The 19423-nt window shown below is 70.9% G+C and carries 11 protein-coding genes and 4 pseudogenes; 5 read left to right on the top strand and 10 right to left on the bottom strand.

Features of this window, described 5'->3' with window-relative positions; genetic code table 11:
- The 3 genes and pseudogenes from ACRWND_RS24145 to ACRWND_RS24135 form a co-directional block, all read right to left on the bottom strand.
- Positions 1 to 198: pseudogene (locus ACRWND_RS24145) on the bottom strand (glycoside hydrolase family 15 protein); the annotation flags it as partial.
- Positions 199 to 707: 509 nt separating this feature from the next.
- Positions 708 to 7619 carry a hypothetical protein gene (locus tag ACRWND_RS24140; RefSeq protein ID WP_431952812.1) on the bottom strand — a complete coding sequence of 2304 codons (6912 nt, stop codon included), beginning with the start codon at positions 7617 to 7619 and terminating at the stop codon, positions 708 to 710.
- Positions 7620 to 7738: 119 nt separating this feature from the next.
- Positions 7739 to 8184 (bottom strand): annotated as a pseudogene (locus tag ACRWND_RS24135) (transposase); the annotation flags it as partial.
- Between the two features lie 43 nt (positions 8185 to 8227).
- On the opposite strand from ACRWND_RS24135, the gene ACRWND_RS24130 reads away from it, so the two are divergent.
- Together ACRWND_RS24130 and ACRWND_RS24125 are read left to right on the top strand one after the other, a co-directional pair.
- Positions 8228 to 8605, top strand: coding sequence for an RNA-binding S4 domain-containing protein (locus ACRWND_RS24130; protein ID WP_431952810.1), 378 nt, complete (start codon positions 8228 to 8230; stop codon positions 8603 to 8605).
- Between the two features lie 335 nt (positions 8606 to 8940).
- Positions 8941 to 9187: pseudogene (locus ACRWND_RS24125) on the top strand (DNA-binding response regulator); the annotation flags it as partial.
- A gap of 121 nt (positions 9188 to 9308) precedes the next feature.
- Here ACRWND_RS24125 and ACRWND_RS24120 read toward each other — a convergent pair.
- A complete protein-coding gene (locus ACRWND_RS24120; protein ID WP_431952808.1) occupies positions 9309 to 9749 on the bottom strand; it encodes a YchJ family protein in 441 nt (146 codons plus the stop codon).
- 115 nt (positions 9750 to 9864) lie between these two features.
- Between ACRWND_RS24120 and ACRWND_RS24115 the strand changes: the two genes are divergently transcribed.
- Entirely contained in the window at positions 9865 to 10743 is an 879-nt protein-coding gene (locus ACRWND_RS24115) for a hypothetical protein (protein WP_431952806.1), read from the top strand.
- A 200-nt stretch (positions 10744 to 10943) separates the two neighbouring features.
- Here the strand turns inward: ACRWND_RS24115 and ACRWND_RS24110 are convergent, their stop codons facing one another.
- From ACRWND_RS24110 to ACRWND_RS24085, 6 genes and pseudogenes are all read right to left on the bottom strand, one after another.
- On the bottom strand, positions 10944 to 11711 hold the full coding sequence (locus tag ACRWND_RS24110; protein WP_431952804.1) for a uracil-DNA glycosylase: 768 nt from the start codon (positions 11709 to 11711) through the stop codon (positions 10944 to 10946).
- A gap of 117 nt (positions 11712 to 11828) precedes the next feature.
- A pseudogene (locus tag ACRWND_RS24105) lies at positions 11829 to 12983 on the bottom strand (spore photoproduct lyase family protein).
- A gap of 68 nt (positions 12984 to 13051) precedes the next feature.
- Positions 13052 to 14011, bottom strand: coding sequence for an ATP-grasp ribosomal peptide maturase (gene tgmB, locus ACRWND_RS24100; protein ID WP_431952802.1), 960 nt, complete (start codon positions 14009 to 14011; stop codon positions 13052 to 13054).
- A 13-nt stretch (positions 14012 to 14024) separates the two neighbouring features.
- Positions 14025 to 14216 (bottom strand): putative ATP-grasp-modified RiPP, encoded by a 192-nt coding sequence (gene tgmA, locus ACRWND_RS24095; protein WP_319140779.1) that lies wholly within the window; start codon positions 14214 to 14216, stop codon positions 14025 to 14027.
- A gap of 256 nt (positions 14217 to 14472) precedes the next feature.
- Positions 14473 to 15957: a cryptochrome/photolyase family protein gene (locus ACRWND_RS24090; protein WP_431952799.1), complete on the bottom strand. Its 1485-nt coding sequence runs from the start codon at positions 15955 to 15957 to the stop codon at positions 14473 to 14475.
- 156 nt (positions 15958 to 16113) lie between these two features.
- Positions 16114 to 16674 carry a GNAT family N-acetyltransferase gene (locus tag ACRWND_RS24085; protein WP_431952797.1) on the bottom strand — a complete coding sequence of 187 codons (561 nt, stop codon included), beginning with the start codon at positions 16672 to 16674 and terminating at the stop codon, positions 16114 to 16116.
- A gap of 235 nt (positions 16675 to 16909) precedes the next feature.
- Between ACRWND_RS24085 and ACRWND_RS24080 the strand changes: the two genes are divergently transcribed.
- Positions 16910 to 18103 (top strand): CaiB/BaiF CoA transferase family protein, encoded by a 1194-nt coding sequence (locus tag ACRWND_RS24080; RefSeq protein ID WP_431952795.1) that lies wholly within the window; start codon positions 16910 to 16912, stop codon positions 18101 to 18103.
- Positions 18104 to 18173: 70 nt separating this feature from the next.
- Positions 18174 to 19388, top strand: a complete 1215-nt coding sequence (locus tag ACRWND_RS24075) for an acetyl-CoA C-acetyltransferase (RefSeq protein WP_431952793.1) — start codon at positions 18174 to 18176, stop codon at positions 19386 to 19388.
- Positions 19389 to 19423 lie beyond the last annotated feature (35 nt).

The raw sequence follows: 19423 nt of genomic DNA, 5'->3' as shown, positions 1-19423 counted from the left end.
GCCGAGTTCCTCGGGCGGAGAAGTCGTCGGGGCGGCCACGATTCCGCCGGTGGGCGCGTGGGTGAGGGCCTTCAGTGTGATGAGAGAACGGATCACTGCCTCTCGGTGCCGGCCGTCGTAGACCAGGTGCTCCGCCCAGGCCTCCCAGAAGGCGCTGGTCTGCGTGAGGGCCGCCTCGGCATCGGAAGCCTCGGGCGCGGAAGCCCGCGCCGCAAGGCGGCGGAGAACGACTCGGCGAGGGCGTTGTGCCAAACTGGCTGGTCGGCGGTGCTGTCCACACCCGGCGAGCAGGCTTCCGAGGGCCGTGCCCGGTGCGGCGCAGTCGGTGCGCTGGAGGTTCCTGCGCACGGTGGCCCCAGCCGGGGCGGCGGATCCAGTACGTGCGGCGGTGCGTCGGCGGTCCGCGACCTGGTCGGGGACGTCGCTCCGGCCAGGACGGTGCTCGCGGCCAGGGGCGAGACGACGCCGGCCTCTGACCGCCGGGGGCACCTGGGCCGAGCAGAGGTCGGCAGGCGGGGGTAGTGGTCACCGGGGGCCGTGCCTGCTCACGCATCAGCCCCCGGCGACCACCCGGTCCTGCCCCGTCCCCTGAATCCCCCTCAACCTGGTCACACCGGTTGAACGACGGTCCCGCCCGGAGACCTCTTCGCCGGGAACCCTCCCTCGTCAATCCGGGCTACGGGGCAGACGGCGTCATGACCGTCCCCTTACTGCGGGCAGACTTCTATGGGTTGTGCCTTGTTGCTTCCGATGGAGATCTTGACTCTGTGGTCGAGGGTGTTGGCGAGCCGTTGGGTGATCATCATCCACACGACGAGTCCTTCCGTGGGTGTGGTGAGCAGGATGTCGGTGTTTTCCATGCCCCAGCCCCGTGTGTGGGTGATCTTCTGCCGGATCGCTTCGGCGGCCTGTCGGGTCGCGGTGGTGACAGCCGTCTCCAGGGTCGCGCTGTCCGCCGTCGCCTGGAGGTTTTCGGCCCGTTCCCCGTCCAGACCGGTGATCTCCTGCGCGGTGAAACGGGCCGGGTGGCGGATCACCTCCAGCGGGAGTCCCACACCCGGCCTGCCCGTCGCCGCCGGCGCTGTCTCCTCGGTGAAGGACACGACGGGGGTCCACCGATAGGGCTGCCTTGTCCCAGGCCTGCTCGTGCTTTCGGTCAGCGTGTGGCTGCCACGATCGACCTGATCACCGTCTCGTTGTGCCGGGAGCGGACCGGACTCGGGAACGAGATCCCCGGTGACCGTCTCGAGCCGGCGGAGGGAGGAATCCGCCGTATGGTCCGGCACCGCGACCGTGTCGAACTCCTCGTGCAGTCCTTCGGACAGTTGGCGGGCGGGGCGGACGGCGTCGGTCACCTCGGGTTCGGCCTGATCAGTGGCCGGGGTCTGCGGTGTGTGCTGCCGGGACGATGCGGCCGTGTCAGGCGTGCGCCCCGACCCCTCAAGTCCCGCCACCTGGGGGGTATCGGGCCGCACGGCCCGTGCTCGGGCCGATGAGGCGTTGTGGTCGGCGGTGTTCTGCAGGTAGTCCTCGGGCAGGACCGTCGGCTGGGGGGCCGGGGGTCTGGTGCCGGTGGCGGTTCGGGGTGCGTCGAGGAAGGCCTGGACCCCCATGGGTTCTGTGGTCTGGGGAAGGGTGAGCGGGGGTCCCGTGATGGCGCCGCGGTCAGTGTGGGTGGGGGTGAGGACGAGGTGGGTGTCGTTACTGGTGAGGTGGTGACCGTCACGCTCGAAATCGACGATGTCCGCTACGAGGTCCTGGTTGTCGGTGCGGCCGATCGAGCCGTCGGGGTTGAGGTGGTAGCCGTCCTCGCTGACCCAGCTGCTTCCCCAGGGTGCCCAGCGGCCCGTGAGGGTGACGCCGCCGGCGAGCCGCACCGTTCCTGCGGAGCCGACCTCGTAGGTGTAGGGGCGTGTGGTGTGCTCGTACTGGCGTGTGAACGTCCGGAACACCTCGGCCTGCTCCCGGGCCTTGCCGGTGGAGGGCGGTGTCTCGTACAGGGCCTCGTGGACTGTTTCGGGCGCGTGTGCCTGACCGTGTTCCTGGGACAGCGGCGACGGCGCCGCGCCGAGGGTGACGCCGTGTCCTGGTGCCCAGCCTTCCTTGAACGGGTCCGCACCCACGGTCCGCGTCCCGCCCGCCAGTCTGGGTGCGGACAGGGCGCGTGCTACGGACGCGCCCGCTTGAGAGCCCTTGGCAAGGGCGGCAGCGACGGCGCCGAGCGGGAAGTGCGGGCCCTGCGCCCACTCGCGTGCTGGCGCAGGCCTCGATTTCTGCTCCTGCTGTCGAATGACCTCACCCGCCTGTTGACGCAGGGTGGGTTCCAGGGTGTCCACCGCGAACACCTCGAATCCCAGCTGGTGCAGTCGCTCGCCGGCTTGGATGAAGTCCTCCGGGGCCTTTGGCCGGTTCAGCGCCAGACGCTCCAGAGCGTCGTGGTACGCGGTCACGGCTTCGGCGACAGTCTCGGACTGCTGCATCGCCTCTCGCGCTGCCGGTGTAAGGCCCCCGGCGGCGGTTCCCGTCGTGCGGTCGTCCTGCCCGCCGGCATTCCCCACAGCGTCACGATCAGCCGTCCCACTCCCGGCACCAAGCGCGTCCACCAGCGACCTGGACTCCAGCAGCACCGGATCGTTGGCCACCATGTCCAGCTCGGGCGGACCGTCCATGAACTTGCCGTCGGTGTTGTCCCAACGGTACTGGTTCCCCAACCGGGTGCGGGCGACGGCGTAGACCCCCATACGCACGAACCCCGAAGGATCGAGGAGATAGACGATCGCGGCCCCACCGCTGCCCTGCACCGTGTGAATGTGCAACGGCGTGTTGAGCTTCCACCTGCTCCGCGGCTCCCGGACCCCTTGCCCCTGTGCGGCCTGCTCCAGCTTCTGCCGCTGCGCGTCGTCGAACGACTCGGCCTTCAACCCGCCCAGGTACACGATTTCACCGCTGTGCTGCCAGGTGCCCGGCATGTTGGCACGGACCTGCGCCAGTCGCTGCGCCTGAACGGCACGCCGGGAGTCCATCTGGCTCTTCCGGTCTGCCAGCGTCTTGTTCCAGCGGACGCGTGCGACCTCGCTCGCCCGTCCGTAGTGCGGTCCGGTCAAGGCGGCATCGGCGACCTGGAGGAACGCCGCGAAGTGCTTCTCGAAGGGGTCCGGGCCCATCAGCGACTCGTCCTTGCCGCCCACCGCCCGGGCATCGGTGCTCAGCGGCGGCAGGTTCCGCTCCAGGTACGCACCGAACTGCAGATCGGACAGCCGTTCGGGATGGTGGACGAGGTCGTCGGCCAGCGAGACGTCACCGGACAGCAGGGCCAGCACGACCGGGTCCTGGGAGATGGTCCGCGCGATGTCCCGGCCGTGGGCGCCGGCCAGGAGATCCGTCAGCTCCTGCGGGGCCGCCTCGACACGTTCCGTGCCCGTCGACGATCCGCCCGTGGCAGGCGTGGCCGGCATCGTCCGCCGGGCCCGCCCGGACGCCGCGACACCCGACGCCTGGCCCTTCGCCGGCCGCGCGTCCCGCTGCTGCTGTTCGCGCTGCCGCAGCCTTTCCAGCAGCCGCCCCGGTTCCGGATCCGCCAGCACGTCCTGGAACGCCTTCTGCTCCCGCCGGGCGAGGTCCCCCACGTTGTCGCTGAATGCCGGGTTGCTGATCGCCTCGTCCTGCCACAGCGGCTCGGACACCAGCCGCGCAGCGAACGCGGGATGTTCCTTCATCACCCGCATGATCCCGGGCCGTGTCAGGGCATGCCGAACCCGCTCCGCCGCTTCGGAACCGATCACACCGTCATGGGCGATCAGCACCTGACGCACCTCGGGGTAGCGCCGCAGAGCACTACGGAAGGCGGCGCTGAGGACCCCACCCAGTGCGGGATGCCTGACAGCCACCTCCCAGAGACCGCCCCCCTCAGCCAGGTCGTGACGCAACCCCTTGTTGGCCACCAGGACATCAGCCAGTTCAGGCCGGTCCTCGATGGCGGTCCACACGCGCGGGTGGTCCTTGACCAGCTGGGCCACGCGCGGATTGGCCAGCACAGCCGGCAACGACGAATTCCGGGCCATCTTGGCGACCGCAGAAGGATTACGGTGCAGGAACTGCAAAACCTCCGGGCTGAGCAGTCCCCGGCGCACCTCGTCCGGTACCGAACCAAGCAGTCGCACGAAGCGGGAAGACGCCCTCACCACTGGAAGCGCCGCGGGGGTGAGAACTTCCCCGACCAGCTGCGGATGTGACGCAAGCTCCTCCACCAGCTCGGCGTTCCCCAGCACCCCCGCCCACTCCGTGTCACTCACCAGAAGATCAGGCCGCTCCCCCAACGCCTCGGCCAACCCCGGGACCGCCTCCAGCACCCGGACCAGCTCCGGACGCCGAGCCGACGCCCCCAACCGCCCCTGACTCGCCACCACCGCACGCACCACACGCTCGTCCGCCGCGGACAACGCGTGAATCAGAGCGGCAGACTCCGGCCGCGCAAGAACGCGGATGGTCTCCGCACTGTCAACGGCCGCCTGCGCCGCACTCGCGCTGCGCTCCAAGAGCTGATGGGGGGCTAGGGAAAGAACGGCAATCTCGTACTCGCGTTCGGCTACGGCGTTGAAAAATGTGCGATTCCTTGACGCGGCGTCCACAAAGTTGCGATTCGTGAGTCTAATGCGCCAGTTGTCTTGCGATATGAAGAGGCGGTACATGTGGTCGTTGTCTATCAGTTGGCGCGGAAGCGTTGACAGGGAGGGGGAGGTCAACTGGCGCAGCACATTTGGATCTTGGAGGACGATGCCGAGGATCGAGGGGCGGCGCTCGAACAAGTCAAGGATATCCCGCGAAAAGAACACCGCCTGCGCCACATCCCTCCTTGCTCGTACGGCGCTCTGCAGAGAGGAAGCACTGTCACGCAGCGTCGAGTAGCGCTGAATGACCTCATCCACGGAGTCGATCTGAACACCCTTCAGGTCGTCCTTCAGCTGCTCAGCACTCGCCTTGCTCCGGATGCCATTGACCAAGATTTCGACGGCCGATGTCAGTCGCCTGTCGAGCTGGAAACCGTCTTGTGTCACCAGCTCGGGCCCTAGTTTTCTGATTTCTTTGGTCAAGTTCTTGAGGGATGTTCCGGTCGAAATTCCTGGACGCAGCGTTGCATCTACCGCCTCCTTGAACTCCTGCCCGAGACCATCTCTCCACTTCTGCACGAAGTCGGAGTCACGGGAAATGGCCACCTTGAGAGCCTCCGAATGCTCCATCAAGGCTCTGGCGGTCGGCTCCGTTTTCCGCAGGTTGAGCTCCTTCAGCAGCTCTCCGTCGGTCAGCAGCCGCCTCCAGTGGCCTGCCGGAATCCGGCCGAATTGGGAAGTCAGCCTACTCAGGACCCCGCTCGCGTGGGTCAGGTTGCTGACTACCGCCAGCCAGTCCTCGCGCGTGAACTCGGACACCAACTGCCGATGCCGGTTCAGCAGGCGAAGTGGAGCAGAATCATCGGAGGAGAGAGCGTCCAGGCAGTGCAGCCCGGCACTCCTGAGACCCGGCGACCATATAAAGGAGGGATTGCTGGCTATGGCCCCGGAAGTCAATGGGTCTCTGTCCGTGAAATCAGTGGCAAAGAACGCAAAAGCCCGCGGTTCGGACAACGTCATAGACGGCACCACAGGACTTTTGTGCGTCGACCGTCGGACGTCTTCTCTTGTCTTCAGCGCATTGTCTATAACATCCCTGTAGCCGCTGGGATATTCGAAGTACAGCTCCCATTCTGAGTAACGCGCGATGCCCTGAAGGATAGCGAGGGCTACTGAATCATTCGCCGGCAGGGCATAATCGGCCGGAATGGATTCGACGGCCCTGCGCAATTGGTGTGGCCACTGAAAAGCTTCTGGGTTGCGCTCCAAAAGGTGTAGGAAATCTGCACGCACGTCCGGGTGCTGCCCCTCGGCCAAGGTTGCCAAGCCGATATGCAGAACAAAGTTTTTCCTCCTGAGGCTTTCCAATAGGTGCGGGTCAAGGTTCTCATGCATCTTCCCCGGCGTGTACCTTCGGGTGGTAGCACTGTCAACGAGCCGTGGCGGAGAGGAGGCGGAGCGGAGTTCCTGCAGCAAATCTTCATCGTCCAGCTCGTCATATGCGTGCGGATAGGCCGATATGACTTCCGCTACTGCCGCATTTTTCGTCGCCTCGGCGAGCATGTCTGGACTGTCCAGAAGTCGGTATGCGAGATCTGGATTCTCTTCCAGCGCGTACGCCAGGTCCGGCGACTGGCTGAGCATCTCCACGGAGTCGGGATGTGCGAGAGCGATATCGAGCATCGCCGGACTGAACAGGATGAGATAGTTGAGTTCTGAATATTCCCTGAGAAACTCTTTTGTCGACTCGTCGTCCAGTATTCTCCGATACAGATCGGCACCACTCGAGAGCCACTCTCGTCTGTGCTCATGATTGTAGATGGCTGATATGAGAGCCGCTTCCGGCAGGATCGACCACAAGGTCTCCACGGGATCCATGGAAGCCAGCAGACCGGCTGCAAAACGCGGACTCCTGAGGAGACTGAGGAGAACACCCCTTGCGGACAGTGTCACCCGGAAGGTTTCGATATGGCCTGCCAAATTCTTTAGAATTATAGGCTCCCTGAACGCCAGATCAATAAGTGCCGGGTCCTTCTCGAGTGCTTCGATCAGGCCATCGCGGCCAAGGACGTCCTTGGCTTCTTTCCACCAGTGAGTGGATGCAGAAATCAGGCCTTGCAGCACCGCGGGAGCTTTGACCAGTTTGTCTGCCAGGTGGGGAGATGCTGTCAGCAGACTGCGAATTTCTCTGCTCTCCACCATCGCATTGATCATGTGCGGATGGTTCAGGATGACCTTACGGTGTTGTTCATCCGGCAGTTGCCTCACCCGCAGGACAGCCATGACCAGCATCTGGGGCGAACCGTAGCGAAACGTCATCTCCGGGGCCAGGCGGAGTGCAAGCTCCTCGAGCTCGGAGCGCTGCTCCGTGAGGTTGCCCCTCAGATTTCTGGTCTCCTCTTTGATGGCCTTCGCGACCTCGGGAGAGACAGGGTCGACCTGTACGGGGGCCGAGGACGAAGACGCCTCGCCCGGCTCGATCTTTTTGACGGACTTCTTGCTGCCACGGACTCCGCCAAGCATGCGGACGGGTTGTCCGTGGTTGAACAGGTGCTCCCAGATTTTCACGGCGGCCATTTCAGGGGCCATGTCCGCGATTATATTCTGCCGACGCAACTCGGCGTATTTGCTGAGTATCGCGTCCTCGCTCGCGCTGCCCGGCTCGGGGTCCTGCGCCATGCTGCGCCGGGCTCTGTCCTCCCTTCGCACAGTGGTGATCAGGGCTGTCGCGTAGTCGGTCGACAGGCCCTGCTCCTTCCACCTTTCCGGATGCCTGACGAGGCCCCCACTCGCTCCAGCCGTCACGCCCGGGATCTCTGACACCGTCTGCTGAGCAGAATTGGGGTCCTCGCGCAGAACCGTCCGCTCCGCGGGACTGATCCGGCCGAGGTTCGCCTGCTCGGTGAAGTACGCAGTCAGGACCGCCAGCTGTTCCCGGGGGTCGGACAGTTTTTCCGCTGTCCTGGCAACGTCGTCGTCTACTGCGAAGCAGATTCTGGAGAGATCGGGCATGGGTGACATATCCTCCTGTTTCGGACTCGACTGCCGGACGGCTGTGGATGTTGCGTCGTCTGCTGTCCGGTCGATCGTTCTATCCTGCCTGTTCCGTGTCTGTGGGTTGCATCCCAGGGTCGCGTGAATGAAGTTCTTGGGCGCTTCGGTGTGGCGTGCTCGAGGATTTCGTCGGCGGGCTTGGTCCAGGTGAAGGGCTGGCAGCGGTCGTCGTAGGCGTCGATGTACCGGCGGACGGCGTCCTTCAGGTCGGCGACGGAGGTGACGGTGCCGCGGCGTATGGCCTGCCGGGTGATGATGCCGAAGAAGATCTCCACCAGGTTCAGCCATGAGCAGGAGGTCGGCGTGAAGTGCAGGGTGATCCGAGGGCTCTTCGCCAGCCAGGCCTCACGCGAGGGTGCCTGTGGGTCGCGTAGTCGTCGACGGCCACGTGCAGCTTCACCCTCGGGTGGGGGTGGGCCTTGGCGACCTGCTTGAGAAAGCGCAGGAACTCGTCGTTGCGGTGCCGGGTGTGGCAGGCGTCAGCGGCGATCTTCCCGGTGGCGATCTCCAGGACCGCGAAGAGCGGTCCGCGGCGTTACGGGAAGCGGGCGCGCTAGGGTCGTGGCATGGCTGACGACGCAGGCCCCGTGCGGGTCGACGCCTGGATCTGGTCCGTGCGGCTCACGAAGACACGCTCCATGGCCGCCACCGCGTGCCGTGCCGGGCATGTGCGGGTCAACGGCGAGCGGGTCAAGCCCGCGCACGCGGTCCGCCCCGGTGACGAGGTGCGGCTGCGCGGTGCCGGGCCAGAGCGGATCGTCGTCGTGGCACGCCTGGTGCGCAAGCGGGTCGGCGCTCCCGTCGCGGCGGAGTGCTACGTCGACAACAGCCCTCCGCCGCCCACGCCGCAGGAGGTGCCGGCGCCCGTGGTCCGCGACCGCGGCACGGGCCGTCCGACCAAGCGGGACCGGCGGGAGATGGAGCGCCTGCGCGGCGCCCGCTGAGGCGGCGCGCACGGACGGGGCTCCGGTCGGGCGCGGCCCCCTGTGACGGGGCGCCACGAGATGCCACGGGCCGCTCGGCGCGGTGCGTGCTCGATCACGGGACGCCCGACCGCGGTCTCCCGACGGGACGAGCCCGCTGCCCGGACCGGGTGGGTGCCGGCGGTTCGGGGCCGTCGCCGCATGCCGCGCACAGGCGTGACGCCGTACGGTGACGGGTGGGCGGAGCCCGGGCGTGGGATGCGGCGCCGCTTCCCTGCGCGGGGACTGTGGTGCATGAGCCCCTGCCGCCGGTCCCGAGGCGCGGGGCGGAGCTCTCGGGACGGCGGCCTGTGGTGGAACCGCTGGCGGCGGCCGTGCGGCTCGTCGACACAGGCGACGCCCTGCTGGCGCCGTCGATCACGCGCAGGGTGGAATGCTTCGCCTCCGGGGCGGCGGCCACGCGGGACGGTCCTTCGGCCAAGCTGGCTCTGCGTGGCCGGGCGCAGGCAGTGGTCCTTCGCCTATGAGACCGGCCTGGTACGGCCGGGTGGCCCGGGCGCCGCGGCATCCTCCGGGCGTGGACCCCGCCGCTCCCTCCCCTGAGCACGCCCGGGTGGTGGCCCCGGGCGCCTCGCCGCCCAAGCCGGGGGGCCGAAGCGCTGCGCCGCGGGCCGTGGGCGCCGACCGCGGCGGCCGCCACAGCGATGACGCGCCGGCGACGCGCTCAGGACAGCGGCGCCACGTAGACCCAGGCGCCGTCGTGGCGGACGAAGCGGCTGTTCTCCTCCATCACGTCGTGCTCGCCGCGCAGGCTGTAGTGCGCCCGGAAGGCGACGGTGCCCTCGTCGTGGAAGGCGCTGCCGCCGGTCGTCCCGAGGACCTCCAGCCGCTCCCAGCGCAGGCCGTCGTCGAGGTCCAGGTCCGCGGGCCGGGTCCGCGGGTGCCAGGTGCGCAGCACATAGTCCGCGTCGCGCACCGCGTAGGCGCTGAAGCGGGAGCGCATCAGTGCCTCGGCGGTGGGGGCGGCGCTGTCGCCGGAGTGGTAGCGGCCGCAGCAGTCGCCGTAGGCGGTGGGCAGCCCGCACGGGCAGGGCGCGTCAAGGGACGGCACAGGGCGGGAGCGCGGGCGCGGGGCGGAACGGCGGCCGGGGCGGGACTTGGGCATGCCGCCATTGTGCACGCCCGCGCGGGCGCGCCCCGGCCCGCCCGACCTCCGGTCCTCTGCTGCGGGTAGCCTGCGGGACGCGAGATCCCCGCCCGACCACCTCCGAGGAGCCCCCGTGACGCAGCCGAGGATCGCCCTGGTGACCACCGCGCACCTCCCGGAGGGCGCCGTCGACCACGACCTGCCCCTGCTGCGGGACGCCGTCGCCGCCGCGGGCGCCGAAGCCGCGGTCGTGAACTGGCACGACCCGGACGTCGACTGGTCCGGATTCGACCTGGCGCTCATACGGTCGACGTGGGACTACACCCTGCGCACCGGGGAGTTCCTGGCCTGGGCCGACCGCTGCGGCGCCGCCACCGCGCTCCTCAACCCGCCCGCGGTCGTGCGCTGGAACTCCGACAAGCGCTACCTCGGCGAGCTGGCCTCCCTCGGCGTGCCCGCGGTCGCCACCCGCTACCTGCCCCCCGGTGGCGGCGTCGAGGGGCTGCCCGGCGACCACGAGTTCGTCGTCAAGCCCACGGCGGGTGCGGGCGCGCGCTACGCCGCGCGCTACCGTCCCGAGCAGCACGAGGAGGCGCGGGCCCACGTCGAGCGGATGCACGGCGAGGGCATCACCGCCATGGTGCAGCCGTACATGCCGCGGATCGACACCACCGGCGAGCGCGCCCTGGTCTTCGTCGGCGGCCGCTTCCTGCACGCCATCTCCAAGAACGCCGTGCTGTCCCCGGACACGCGCTACGACGCCCGCAAGGTCGCCCACCCCGGCGTCCGCCCCTGGACCCCTACGGGGGCGGAGCTGGCCGCCGCGGAGCGGGCGCTGAGCGCCGTGCCGGGCAGGCCCGAGCTGCTGTACGCCCGGGTCGACCTGGTCGACGCCGAGGACGGCACCCCGCGCGTGATGGAGCTGGAACTCATCGAGCCCCAGCTGTTCCTCACACACCACCCGGACTCGCTGCCCCTGATCGCCGATGCGGTGGTGCGCGCCGCGGGCTGAGCCGGCCCGCGCGTACTCGCCCGGGCCGATCCGGCCTTCGACGTCATGGCACGGGCAGCCCGCGCCTGGCCCGACCGGCGAGCGGCCTCGGCCGCCACGGTGTGGTGGTCGTGCCGATCACCGGGGGATGCGTGCCCACAAGGCGGCGTGGGGGTCGTCCGGCGCCACCTCGGCAGCGTCGCGTCGCCTGCCGGACGTCGTCACCAGGGGGAGATCACGGGGAGTCCGGCGCGCCGGGCGGCCGCCGCCAGGACCTCGCGCAGCATGGCGGGGGTGAGCCGTCCGGTGAAGGTGTTCTGCTGGCTGACGTGGTAGCAGCCGTACAGGTGCAGCGGCGGCTCCGCCTCCGCGGGAGCCGCCAGCGCCACCTGCGCTCCGTGTCCGAAGCGGGGCAGAGGCCTCGGCAGGCGGTACCCGGCGCCCCCGAGCACGGGCAGCAGCGCCTGCCAGCCGAACGCGCCGAGGACGACGACCGCGCGCAGCGTGGGCCGCAGCAGTTCCAGTTCGCGCACCAGCCACGGGCGGCAGGTCAGCCGCTCCTGCGGGGTGGGATTGTTGGCGGGTGGCGCGCAGTGGACGGGCGCGGTCACGCGCACCCCCAGCAACTCCAGTCCGTCGCCGGGTGCGGTGGAGGTGGGCTGCGAGGCGAGGCCGACGGCGTGCAGCGCCTCGAACAGCACGTCGCCCGAGCGGTCGCCGGTGAACATCCGGCCGGTGCGGTTGCCGCCGTGCGCCGCGGGAGCGAGACCGACCAGGGCCAGAGCGGCGTCCGGCGGGCCGAAGCCCGGCACCGGACGTCCCCAGTACTCCCACCCGGCGTAGGCGCGGCGCCGTACCCGGGCGGCCTCCTCGCGCCAGGCGACCAGCCGCGGGCAGGCCCGGCAGCCCGTCAGCCGCTCGTCGAGCGCGGCGAGGTCCCGCGCCCCGGGCGCGGCGTGGGCGGGGTAGCCGGTGTGTTCCTGCTGCACGTGCGTGCCGTCCCTTCGGACCGTGGCGACGGGTGTGCGACCGGCGCTCGTACGGCCCGTGCCTCACGCTACCCAGCCCCGGGCCCGGCCGCCTGCCGCCAGGGGTGGCGAGGAGGATCAGAAGGCGTAGCGGACGCGGAGCCACGGGGCGTGCTCCGCGGCGAGGGCCACCAGCCGGTGCACGGCCGCCGCCTTCTGAGGGGCGCGGTAGCGCACGTTGAGGTCACCGTTCTGCGAGCGCTTGGGCTCCTGCAGCGCCGGGCGCCACAGCAGCTCCTCGGCCCGGGGGTGCCAGCCGAGGTTCACCTCGTGCAGGCCCGCGTTGTGGGTGAGCATGATCACCTAGGCCGCCGCCTGGGCCTTGACCGCCGCCGGCAGGACCTCGTCCAGCCGCCGGAATAGCCCGGCCCACGCCTCCTGCCAGCCGGGGCGCATGACGACCGGCGACAGGTTGAAGTGCACTTCGTACCCGGCGTCGAGGAAGTCGCCCGCGGCGGCGATCCGTTCGGCCACCGGGCTGGTCCGGATGTCCAGCAGCCGGGAGTCCTCGGGGGGCATCAGCGAGAAGCGGATCCTGGTGCGTCCACGGGGGTCGAGCCGCAGCAGGTCGGGGTTGACGAACTTGGTCGCGAAGGAGGCCTTCGCCGTCGGCCACCGCCGGAAGGCGGACACGAAATCCGCGGTGTTGTCGCTGATCAGGTCGTCGACCGAGCAGTCGCCGTTCTCACCGATGTCGTACACCCACGCCTGCGGGTCGCACTGGTTGGGCGCGGGCTTGCGGCCCTGCTCGGCGACGTGCCGCGCGACGCGGCCGACGATCCGGTCGATGTTGGTGAAGGTGGTGACCGGGTTGGCGAAGCCCTTGCGGCGCGGGACGTAGCAGTAGGCGCAGGCCATGGCGCAGCCGTTGGAGGCGCCGGGGGCGATCCAGTCGGCGGAGCGGCCGTTGGGGCGGACGGTCAGCGTCTTCTTCACCCCCAGCACCAGCGTTCGCGTCTTGACCCGCACCCAGCGTCGGGCGTTGCCCTCGTTGCCGTGCAGACCCGCAATCCGCCAGTGGGACGGCATCTCGACCACCTTGGCGTCCGGGAAGCGGGCGAGGATCTCCCTGCCCCGCTGGGAGGCGGCCGCCGCGGGCTCGGCGTACACGGTGCGGACGTCCAGCAGGCGCGCGGCGGCGGGGGAGTCGCGGAAAGGGGCGCCGCCCGCCGCCGGGGTCGGGGCGGGCAGGAGGTCGTCGAGCGGGAAGAGCCCGTCCGGTTCCGGTGCCACGTTCCGAGCGTACCGGGGCGGGCGGGCGGCCGGAGGTGGGGACCGGGCCGGGGGCCGGCAGCGGCCTGCTACGGCGCCGCGGGGGACGACGTGCGCGGATCAGGGCCGGCGGCCAGCCAGCCGGCGATGGCCACGGTGATGGGCTGCCCCGTCGCCAGTTCGACGAAGCCGAACTGCCCGCCCTGGTTGCACTCCAGGAACCACCAGGTCCCGTCGGTGTCCACGGCGAAGTCGAACGCCCCGTAGGCGAGTCCTGCCGCGGCCATGTACCCCCGCACCGAGCGCGCGATGCGCACCGGCGGCTCCACGGGCTCCCAGTCCGCGTCCCCGGGGCCGCCGAACCGGCCGTCCACCTGGTCGGGGCCGGACGCCTTGCGGGCCGTGAACAGCTCCGTCCCCACGCAGGTCAGCCGGATGTCGGCGACCTTTGGTATGTACTGCTGCAGCAGTGTCGGCCCGGCCGCGACGGCGGAGAAGTCGGCGTCCGGGGCGACCAGCGTGGTCGGCAGCGCCAGCGGCGGATCGCCCGGGTGCGTGCCGGATACCGACTTGACCACCACCTGCGGATGCTGCCCGGCGAACTCCCGCGCGGCCTGCGGGAAGGTGGTGATGAGCGTGGCCGGGACGGCGAACCCGCAGTGGTGCGCGGTGAACAACTGCCAGGGCTTGTAACGGGCCTGTGCCGCGGCCGCCGGGTGGTTCATCCACCGGGCCCGCACGCAGCGCAGCGCCCCGTACAGCGCCCCGCCGGCCTCGGCGGTCAGCCACGCGGACTGCTCCGCCGCGCCCGCGCCGGGGGTGCCGGGCCGGCGGATCCAGATGGAGCGCACGCTGTCCATGCTCACCCTGCGTTCCTGCACCGAAATATGACCGCGGACATCACCGCGGACGTATTCCGCCGACAGGGAGACCTCGCCCGGCAGGTCCGCCGGGTCGAGGCGGACCACCGGCGTCCCGCGGTCGTGCAGCGCCGAGACCACCAGGTCGGCTGTCACGTCCTCGGGCGAGGTGAGGATCAGGACGGTCATCGGGTCGGGGGGCTCAGTCGTCGAAGTGCGTCTTGGAGCCGGCGGTGGAGACGGTGGCGGCCGTGGCGAGCAGCAGCGCGCGGTCGGTGATGACGGGGCGACCGTCGGGGAGCACGTTCAGCTGCAGGGCGGCATCGTAGGTGTACGGAGCTACGAATGTCTCGGGTGTGGCCGGTCGGGCATGGATGAGCGCGAACGGTCGCATGGTTTCTCCTCACTTCTCCTGCGCGTCGGGCGGCAACCGGCTCCAGCGCCCAACTGCGGCCCTACGTATGAGACTCACTTGTGGCCCCGAACCGTTCCCTGTTGTCGATGTGACGCAGGTAACTAAAAGTGCCTGAAGTGCCTGAAGTTGTCTACGAAGAGTGACATGGCGACTCTCGTTGGTAGGAGCGCGGGCAAGCGTCTGTGTTCCGATACCCGCTGCGCGGCCCGGGGCGCACACCGTCACGGACTCCCCGTCACGGAGGCCCCTGCCCGCGCTCCTCCTCCAGCGCCAGCACCTCGGGCAGGTTCCCCAGCCGCTCCAGGCCCCGAACCGCCCTGACCGTACGGTGGTTGGCGGCGAGCCGGTCACGGTGCCGGTGCACGAAGGACCAGTAGCCGGTGGTGTACGGACAGGCGCGCTCGCCCGTCCGCTCGGCGGGCCGGTAGGCGCAGCCGCCGCACAGGTCGCTCATGCGCTGGATGTAGGCGCCCGCCGAGGTGTACGGCTTGGTGGTCATCAGCCCGCCGTCCGCGTACTGGGACATGCCGACCACGTTCGGCGCCATCACCCAGTCGTGGCCGTCCACGAAACAGCGGTGGAACCAGTCCGTCAACTCCTCCGGGTCCCAACCGCGTTGCAGCGCGTGGCTGCCCAGGACCATCAGCCGGGGGATGTGGTGGGTCCAGCCCGTGTCGCGGACCTGGGCCAGCACCGTCGCCAGGCAGCGCGCCCGCACCGCGTCCGCGTCGAGTTCCAGGAACCAGCGCGGCAGCGGCGTGCGGTGGCGCAGTTCGTTGCGCTGCCGGTAGTCGGGGCCGAAGTGCCAGTACAACTGCTGGACGTACTCCCGCCATCCGGCGACCTGCCGGACGAAGCCCTCCACGCTGTTCAGCGGCGCGTCACCGGAGCGCAGCGCCTGCTCGGCCCGCTCGACGCACTCGGCGGGGTGCAGCAGCCCCAGATTCAAGGGGGCGGAGAGCAGACTGTGGCTCATCACCGGGTCCTCGGCGAGCATCGCGTCCTCGTACCGCCCGAACTGCGGCAACCGGTGCTCGATGAAGGAGCGCAGCGCCGCCAGCGCCTCGCGCCTGGTCGCGGGGAACAGCCGGGGCCCGTCGCGCCCGACGAAGCGGACCTGGCCGTCGCGCTCCCAGCGGTCCAGGTCGTGCCGGACCTCCTCGTCGATCTCGTCCTCCCGCGGCCGCCAGGGCGGCGGCACCCCGAGGTCGCCCCGGCCGCGCGGCGGCGGCTCCCGGTTGTCGTGGTCCAGGTTCCAGCGTCCGCCGGCCGGTGCGTCGCCCTCCATCAGCAGGTCGTGGGAGCGGCGCACCCAGCGGTAGAAGTCCTCCAGCAGCAGGCGTCCGCCGCGGCCCTCGAGCCAGCCGGTGAAGTCCTCGCGCGAGACCAGGAAGGCGCGGTCGGGGAGCACCGCGACCTGCTCCAGCGTGCCCACCAGCCGCAGCGCGGCCCGTGAGCTCGGCCGGCACACGGTCACGCGGGCGTCGCCGACCGCCTCACGCAGCCCCTCGCGGTAGGTGCCGGCCCGCACGTAGCGCACGCGGTCACCGAGCTCCGCCGCACGGTGCCGCATCGCCGACAACACGAGGTGGGCCTTGGCGCGGTGGGAGCGGCGGCGGGCGAACACCGAGCGCGCCTCGATCATGACAGCCGGGACAGCGGGGTCGAGGAAGTGCGGCCCCAACTGGTCGCCGAAGAGCCAGTGCGGACGTGGCGTCATGGGGACGTACCTCCGGTGCGGCGTCGGACGGGCGTCCGGGATGTGCCGGATGTCCTGGGCGGGGACATCCTCCAGCACGGTGGCCCCGCGGCCCCGTAACGCCGCCCGCGGCGGCCCGCTGGTGTCGTCGTGGCGGAGTACCGGCTCCCGGCGGCGTCAGCCGCCCGGCGCCGCGGCGGCGGACGGGGCGATCAGGCGCTGCCAGCGGATCTCGCCGTCCACGACGGCGGACGTGGGGGTCAGGCCCGCGGCGGCGGCGACGGACCGGGAGGCCCGGTGCGCGGGGTGCACATGGGCGATGACGCGGTCCACGGGGAGCGCGGCGAGCCGGGCGACGAGGGCGGCGGCCGCCTCGGAGGCGATGCCGCGGCCCTGCCAGGCGGTGCCGACCACCCAGGCGACCTCCGCGACCGCGCCGTCGGGGGCGTCCCAGGCCACCGTCGCCTGTACGGTGCCCGTGAGGCGGTCCTCCGTACGCAGCCGGACCACCCAGTTCCACCAGGACACGGCGGGGTCCCCGGAGCCGGCCACCAGGCGGGAGTAGCGGGCGCGCAGGCCGGGCTCGTCGTACGGGACGCCGCCGATGAACGCGTGGAGCGCGGGGTCGCCGAGCACGGCGGCCATCTCCTGGGCGTGCTCCACCCTCAGCGGTTCCAGCAGCAGACACGGCGTGGCGATCGCCTCGGGGCCGTGGGGCCGTCGCGGAGCGGGCGTCACGCCGCGATCCCGAGGAGCCGGACGGCGTTGCCGTGCAGGACGGCGCGCGTCCACGCGTCGCCCAGGGCTTCGGTCACAGTGCCTCATCCATGGTGGTGATCCTCCCCCGACCCGCGCCCCGCCGGGGCTTCGGCGCTTGTCAACGCCGGCACGCATCCCTAGCATCGCCAGTGTCGTCGGTGTCGTCGGTGTTACAGCGATACTGTCATGCTCGTCGCGAGGCCGGAGGGTGCCGATGACCGGGGCGCGGGCGCGGCGGGGGGTGGCGGCGGCCGGTGGGCCGCTCGCCGGGGTGCGTGTGGTGGAGCTGGCCGGGATCGGTCCGGCGCCGTTCGCCGCGATGCTCCTCGGTGACCTCGGCGCGGACGTCGTCCGCGTCGACCGGCCCGGCGGGTCCCCGCTCGGGATCGACCCGGCGTACGACATCACCAACCGCAACAAGCGCTCCGTGATCGCCGATCTCAAGAGCGACGAGGGCGTCCGGCTGGTCCTGGAGCTCGCCGACCGCGCCGACGTCCTGCTGGAGGGCTACCGTCCCGGCGTCGCCGAACGCCTGGGCGTCGGCCCGGCCGACTGCCACGCCCGTAATCCCCGCCTCGTCTACGGCCGCATGACCGGCTGGGGCCAGGACGGGCCTCTCGCCCCGCGGGCCGGGCACGACATCGGCTACACCGCCGTCGCCGGGGCGCTCGGGATGATCGGCCCCGGTGAAGGACCGCCCGCGATCCCGGCCAACCTGCTCGGCGACTACGCCGGCGGCTCCCTCTATCTCGTCACAGGGGTGCTCGCGGCCCTCCACCACGCCCGCGCCACCGGCGCCGGCCAGGTCGTCGACGCGGCCATCGTCGACGGCGTCGCCCATCTCGGCGCGATGATCCGCGGTATGGTCGCCGCCGGCGGCTGGCAGGACCGGCGCGGCGCCAACCTGCTGGACGGCGGCTGCCCCTACTACGCCGTTTATGAGACCGCCGACGGCGGGTGGATGGCCGTCGGCGCCCTGGAACCCGCCTTCTACGCGGAGTTCGCCCGGCTGCTCGGCCTCCCCGCGGACGCTCCGGACCGGGGTGACCTCGGACGCTGGGACGAACTGCGCGCTCTGATCGCGGCACGCTTCAAGTCCGCCACCCGCCAGGAGTGGACGGAGGTCTTCGAGGGCAGCGACGCCTGCACGGCGCCGGTGCTGTCGCTGGCCGAGGCCGTCGCCCACCCCCACCTGGCCGCCCGCGGCACCTTCGCCGACCCCGGCGGCGTCACCCAGCCCGCGCCCGCCCCGCGCTTCTCCGCCACCCCCGGCGCGTTGCGGCGGCCGCCCGCCCTGCCCGGCGCGCACACCGCGGAGGTCGCGCGCGACTGGGGCCTCCCCGCGCCCGCCCCCGGGGCCGCGGCGCCCGCCACCGTCGCCGGGCAGGCCGGGGACCGGCTCCCGTAGCCGGCCGCCGGCGCACGGCGAGCGCCCGTATGGTCACCCGCACCGCACCCTCATCGAAAGGCACCCGACGTTGAGCACCGACGCCTACGTCTACGAGGCCATCCGCACCCCGCGCGGGCGCGGCAAGGCCAACGGCTCCCTCCACGGCACCAAGCCCATCGACCTGGTCACCGGGCTCATCGACGAACTTCGTCGCAGGCTGCCCGGCCTCGACCCGGCCGCGATCGACGACATCGTGCTCGGTGTCGTCACCCCGATCGGCGACCAGGGCTCCGACATCGCCAAGACCGCCGCCATCGCCGCCGGACTGCCCGAGACCGTGGCCGGCGTGCAGGAGAACCGCTTCTGCGCCTCCGGCCTGGAGGCCGTCAACATGGCGGCCGCCAAGGTCCGTTCGGGCTGGGAGGACCTGGTGCTGGCCGGCGGCGTCGAATCGATGTCCCGCGTCCCCATGGGCTCCGACGGCGGTCCGTGGGCCATGGACCCGCTGACCAGCTACACCACGGGCTTCGTGCCCCAGGGCGTCGGCGCCGACCTCATCGCCACCATCGAGGGTTTCAGCCGCCACGACGTGGACTCCTACGCCGCCGAGTCGCAGGCCCGTGCCGCGCAGGCGTGGAAGGAGGGCCGCTTCGACCGATCGGTCGTCCCCGTCCTCGACCGCAACGGCCTGGTCGTCCTCGACCGCGACGAGCACCTGCGGCCCGGCACCACCGCGGAGAGCCTCGCCGGGCTCAAGCCGTCCTTCGCCGGCATCGGCGAGGCGGGCGGCTTCGACGCCGTCGCGCTGCAGAAGTACCACTGGGTCGAGAAGATCGACCACGTCCACCACGCGGGCAACTCCTCCGGCATCGTGGACGGCGCCGCCCTCGTGGTCATCGGCAACCGGGAGACGGGCGAACGCTTCGGCCTGACGCCGCGGGCCCGCATCGTCTCCGCCGCCGTCTCCGGCGCGGACCCCACCATCATGCTCACCGGCCCCGCCCCCGCCAGCCGCAAGGCGCTCGCCAAGGCCGGGCTCACCGTCGACGACATCGACCTCGTCGAGATCAACGAGGCGTTCGCGGCTGTCGTCCTGCGCTTCATGCGGGAGATGGGCCTGAGCCACGACAAGGTCAACGTCAACGGCGGCGCCATCGCGCTCGGCCACCCTCTCGGCGCCACCGGCGCCATGATCCTGGGCACCCTCGTCGACGAACTGGAGCGCCGCGACCAGCGGTACGGACTGGCCACGCTGTGCGTCGGCGGCGGCATGGGCATCGCCACCGTCGTCGAGCGCCTCTGACCGTTCCCGCGCCCAGACCTGCCTCCCGCCTCCCG

Origin of the sequence: Actinacidiphila sp. bgisy167 (assembly GCF_965342175.1) — a bacterium.
Taxonomy (GTDB): domain Bacteria; phylum Actinomycetota; class Actinomycetes; order Streptomycetales; family Streptomycetaceae; genus Actinacidiphila.
The sequence above is the reverse complement of the archived record's forward strand: the minus strand, read 5'-3'. Positions and strand labels throughout refer to the sequence as shown.